Annotated in this window: 1 protein-coding gene; it reads right to left on the reverse strand. The window is 72.9% G+C overall.

Annotation, left to right across the window (positions count from 1 at the left end):
- Window positions 1-5675, reverse strand: a 5675-nt coding sequence (locus tag ABEB07_RS33495) for an SDR family NAD(P)-dependent oxidoreductase (protein ID WP_345671788.1), incomplete at its 3' end; no start/stop codon positions are given.
- Window positions 5676-5733 lie beyond the last annotated feature (58 nt).

Genomic DNA, 5733 nt, shown 5'->3' on the forward strand with positions numbered 1-5733 from the left:
ACCTCCCGCACCACCCCCGCATCCAACGACACCGACCGAGGCACCTCCACAACCTCCACCTCCACCTCCGCCTCCACATCACCCACACCCCCAGCCACCGGCAACAACGACCACTCCACCCGGAACAACGACCCACCAACATCACCACGACCCGACACCCCCAACTCCCCCGCATCCACCGCCCGCAACACCAACGACTCCACCGACGCGACCGGAACCCCCTCACCGTCGGCGAGTTCCAGCGCTACCGATTCGGGTCCGGTGGGTGTCATGCGCACCCGCAGGGTGGTGGCGCCGGAGGCGTGCAGCGTCAGGCCGTTCCACGCGAACGGCAGGATGAGCTTGCCCTCCTCGGCCTTCCGCTCGGTGAAGGCCCCGCAACGCAGCACCGCGTCGAGAAGCGCGGGGTGCAGTCCGAAGCCGGCCGCCGCCTCGGCGTCGTCCACCGGAAGCGCGACCTCGGCGTAGACGTCCTGCCCGAGGACCCACGCCGCACGCAGCCCCTGAGCCGATGGCCCGTAGCCGTAACCGGCAGTCGTCTGGTCCGTGGTGCGGCCGGTCAGGTCGACGGGCTGCGCGCCCTTCGGAGGCCAGACGGCGAAGTCGGCACCAGGTGCCGGTGCCTCGTCGGCGAGCTGCCCACTCGCGTGGCGGACCCACGGCGCGTCGGAGTCGGCGTCGTCCGGCCGCGAGTACACCGCGACCGGCCGCACGCCGTCCGCGTCCTCACCCACCGACACCTGGACACGCACCGCACCCTCGTCGGGGATCACCAGCGGAGTCTCGATCACCAGCTCCCGCAGGGAGCGCGCACCCACCTCGTCCCCGGCACGAACCGCGAGCTCCACCAGCGCGGTGCCCGGCAGCAGCACCGTGCCGGCCACCGAGTGATCCGCCAACCACGGCTGCGCGGCGAGCGACAGACGACCGGTGGCGACCACACCACCCGTGTCCGGCGCACTCACCACGACGTCGAGCAGCGGATGTCCGGTGGCGAGCGCCGGGTCCCCACCGGACGGAGCCGGGTTCATCCAGTAGCGCTGGTGCTGGAAGGCGTAGGTGGGCAGGTCGGTCCGGCGTGCACCGGTACCGGCGAAGACCTTCTCCCAGTCGACGTCGACACCGCGGGCGTGGAGCCGGGCAACGGCGGTCATCAGGGCGCGGTCCTCGGGCACGTCGCGCCGCAGCGACGGCACGCACCCTTCCTCGGCCACCATCCCGGAGAGCACTCCGTCGGGGCCCAGCTCCAGGAACGTGGTCACCTTCCGCTCCCGCAGCGCACGCACACCGTCGTGGAAACGGACCGTGCCCCGCACGTGCTCCACCCAGTACTCCGGCAAACACAGCCGCTCGGCGTCCGCCACCTCACCCGTCAGGTTCGAGATCACCGGGACGGACGGCGCGTGATACGTAAGCCCCGCCACGACCCCGCGGAACTCCTCCAGCATCGGGTCCATCAGCGGCGAATGGAACGCGTGCGAGACCCGCAGCCGCTTCGTCCGGCGCCCCTCCAAGCGGGTCAGCACCGCCTCCACCTCGTCCCGCACGCCGGAAAGGACCAGCGACATGTCCCCGTTGATCGCCGCGATGCTCACCCCGGCCGTCAGCAACGGAGCGACTTCGTCCTCCGACGCCTCGACCGCCACCATCACCCCACCCACCGCAAGCTCCTGCATCAACCGGCCCCGCGCCACCACCAACCCCGCGGCATCCTCCAACGACCACACACCCGCCAGATACGCCGCCACCACCTCACCGATCGAATGACCCGCCAGACAATCCGCCCGCACGCCCCACGACTCCACCAACCGGAACAACGCCACCTCAACGGCGAACAACGCCGGCTGCGCATACCGCGTCTCATCCAGCAGATCACCGCCCCCGAACACCACCTCCTTCAACGACCCGCCAAGACTCCCGTCCACGGCGGCGCACACCTCGTCGAAAGCCTCCGCGAACACGGGATAGGCCGCATACAGCTCGCGCCCCATCCCGGCGCGCTGCGCACCCTGACCCGTGAACAACACCCCCAGACGACCCCCGACCACCGCCTCCCCACGCACCGACGCCAACTGCTCCCGCGCCTCCTCCACCGAACCCGCCACCACCACCGCACGATGATCAAACCGAGCACGAGACGTCGCCAGCGAATACGCCACGTCCGACAGATGCAACCCCGAACCCTCACCCAGGAACCCGGCCAGCCGCGCTGCCTGGGCGCGCACCGCCTCCGCCGTCCGCCCCGAGACCACCAACGGCACCACACCCTCCGGCGCCCCCGCACGCTCCACCGGAACCGCAGGATCGGCAGGCTCAACCCCCTCCAGAATCACGTGCGCGTTCGTCCCGCTGATCCCGAACGCCGACACACCCGCACGCCGCGGACGATCCACCTCAGGCCAGGCCCGCGCCTCCGTCAGCAACTCCACCGCACCGGCCGACCAGTCCACCTCAGGAGTCGGAGCATCCACGTGCAACGTCCTGGGCAGCACACCGTGCCGCATCGCCTCCACCATCTTGATCACACCCGCCACACCCGCGGTGGCGCCGGTGTGGCCGAGGTTCGACTTGAGGGCCCCGAGCAGCAGCGGGCGCTCCGGCGCGGAGCGCTCCTGACCGTAGGTCGCGATCAGCGCCTGGGCCTCGATCGGGTCGCCCAGCGACGTACCCGTGCCGTGCGCCTCCACCGCATCCACGTCAGCGGCCGACAGCCCGGCGCTGGCGAGCGCCTGCCGGATCACACGCTGCTGCGAAGGACCATTCGGCGCCGTCAGCCCGTTGGACGCGCCGTCCTGGTTCACCGCGCTGCCCCGCACGAGCGCCAACACCTCGTGACCGTTGCGCCGCGCGTCCGACAGACGCTCCAGCAGGACGATTCCGACGCCCTCGGCCCATCCGGTGCCGTCCGCGCCTTCGGCGAACGCCTTGCAGCGGCCGTCCGGGGCCAGACCGCGCTGCCGGGAGAATTCGACGAAGACGCCCGGGCTGGACATCACGGCGACGCCGCCGGCCAGGGCGAGCGAGCACTCGCCGTTGCGCAGGGCCTGCATCGCGGAGTGCATCGCCACCAGCGACGACGAGCACGCCGTGTCGATGGTGAGCGCGGGTCCCTCCAGGCCCAGGACGTAGGAGACCCGGCCGGAGGCGACGCTGCCCGCGCTGCCGGTCAGGGCGTAGCCCTCGGTGCCTTCGGCGCCGCCGCCGAGGCGCGGGGTGTAGTCCTGGGCTCCCATGCCGGTGAAGACGCCGACGTCCTTGCCGCGCAGCGAGGTCGGGTCGATGCCCGCGCGTTCGAGGACCTCCCAGGAGGTTTCCAGCAGCAGTCGCTGTTGCGGGTCCATCGCCAGGGCCTCGCGGGGGTTGATGCCGAAGAAGTCGGCGTCGAAGTCGGCGACTCCGCGCAGGAAGCCGCCCTTGCGGACGTAGGTCGTGCCGGGGGCGTCCGGGTCGTCGGAGAGCAGGGCGTCCAGGTCCCAGCCTCGGTCGGCGGGGAAGTCGGCGAGCGCGTCCCGGCCTTCGGCGAGCAGGGTCCACAGCTCCTCGGGCGAGGTCACCCCGCCGGGGAGGCGGCAGCTCATGGAGACGATCGCGATCGGGTCGTCGCTCGCGGCCGCGTTCGCGTTCGCGGCCGCGGGGAGCGGTGCGGCCGTGGGAGGGGACAGGACCGTGCCGTCGCCGACGAGTTCCGCGCGCAGCTGGTCGGCCAGCGCCCTGGGGGTCGGGTGGTCGAAGACGAGGGTGGCGGGGAGGCGCAGCTGTGTGGCGGCGTTGAGGCGGTTGCGCAGTTCCACCGCGGTGACCGAGTCGAAGCCGATCTCCCTGAACGCCCTGTCCTCCTCGACGCCTTGGGCGTCGGTGTGGCCGAGGACGCTGCCCGCCTCGCTGCGTACCAGGTCCACCAGCAGGCGTTCCTGTTCGGCCGGCGGGAGTCGCAGCAGTTCGGCGCGGAGGGCGGACACGTCGTCGGCGGGGCGGCCGGCGGCGCCGGCGGCGAGGAGTTCGGTGACCTCCGGCAGGCCGCGCAGCAGCGGGCGGGGGCGGGCGAGGGTGAAGGCGGGCGCGAAGCGGGTCCAGTCGATGGCGGCGACGACCACGTGGGTCTCGTCGTGCTCGACGGCCTGTACCAGTGCGGCGACGGCGAGGTGGGGGTCCATCAGGGCGACGCCGAGCTTGGCGAACTCGCCCGCCAGGGAGGCGTCGACCATGCCGCCGCCGTCCCAGGCGCCCCAGGCGATGGAGGTGGCGGTGAGGCCGCGGGCGCGGCGGTGCTGGGCCAGTGCGTCGAGGTAGGCGTTGGCCCCGGCGTACGAGGTCAGGCCGTTGCTGCCCCAGGCGGTGGCGCCGGAGGAGAAGAGGACGAAGGCGTCGAGTGCGCGGTCGCCGAGCAGGTCGTCCAGGTGCCGGGCGCCGGCGATCTTGGCGTGGCCCATCTCGGCGAACTGCTCGACGGTGAGTCCGGACAGGGGTGATTCGCTCTGGGGCGCGCCGGCGAGGTGGAGGACGGCGGTCAGCGGCAGTGCGGCGGGTACGGCGTCGAGGAGGGCGGCGACGGCGTCGCGGTCGGCGATGTCGCAGGCGGTGATGGTGACGCGGGCGCCGAGGGTTTCCAGTTCGGCGCGGAGTTCACCGGCGCCGGGTGCCTCGGGGCCGCGGCGGCTGGTCAGCAGGAGGTGCTCGGCGCCGTGTTCGGCGAGGTGGCGGGCGAGGTGGGCGCCGGTGCCGCCGGTGCCGCCGGTGATGAGGACAGTGCCGTGCGGGGTCCATGGCGCGGTGGCCGGGGCGCCGTCCAGTGGGGCGCGGCGCATGCGGCGGGCGTGCAGGCCGTCGGGGCGTACGGCGAGCTGGTCCTCGTCGTCGATACCGGAGAGGGCGGTGCACAGCAGGTCGAGGGCGTGCGGGTCGGGTTCGCCGGTGCCGGGGGGCAGGTCGACGAGGCCGCCCCAGTTCCGTGGGTCGTCGAGTGCGAGGACGGTGCCGATGCCCCACAGGGTGTGCTGGGAGAGGTCGGTCAGTTCGGCGGGGTCGGTGACGGCGACGGCGCCGGAGGTGACCGCCCACAGGGGCGCCTCGATCCCGGCGTCGCCGAGGGCCTGGACGAGGGTGACGGTGCCGATGGCGCCGCGCGACCAGGTGGTGTGGGCCGGGTGGGGCCGGCCGTCGAGGGCGAGGAGCGCCACGATGCCCGTGAGGGGCTGGTCGGGGAAGAGGGCGGCCAGCGTCCTCCGGTCGGTGTGCTCGGTGTCGACCTCGACGCGCACGGTCTGTGCGCCGCGCTCGGCGAGGCCGGCGGCGACGGCTTCGGCGAGCGGGTCGGCGTCGGTGCCGACGACTACGAGCCAGGTGCCGGACAGGGCGCCGGTGGCGTCGACGCGGTCCCAGCCGAGACGGTAGCGCCAGGTGTCGATCACGGAGCGTTCCCGCCTGCGGCGGCGCCAGGAGGTGAGTGCGGGCAGGACGTCGTCGAGTACGGAGGCTTCCAGCTGGAGGTCGTCGGCGAGGGCGTCGGTGTCGCCGGTCTCGATCGCTGACCAGAAGGCCGCGTCGACCGGGTCGGCCTCGACGGCGGGGCGGTCGTCGGCGTCGAGCCAGTAGCGCTGGTGTTGGAAGGGGTACGTCGGCAGCTCCACCACCCGCGCGGCGGACGCGTCGAACGCCGCCCCCCAGTCGACGTCCACACCCCCCGCATACACCTCACCCACCGACCGCAGGAACCGCTCCACACCCCCCTCACCA

This window comes from Streptomyces similanensis (assembly GCF_039543625.1).
Lineage (GTDB): Bacteria > Actinomycetota > Actinomycetes > Streptomycetales > Streptomycetaceae > Streptomyces > Streptomyces similanensis.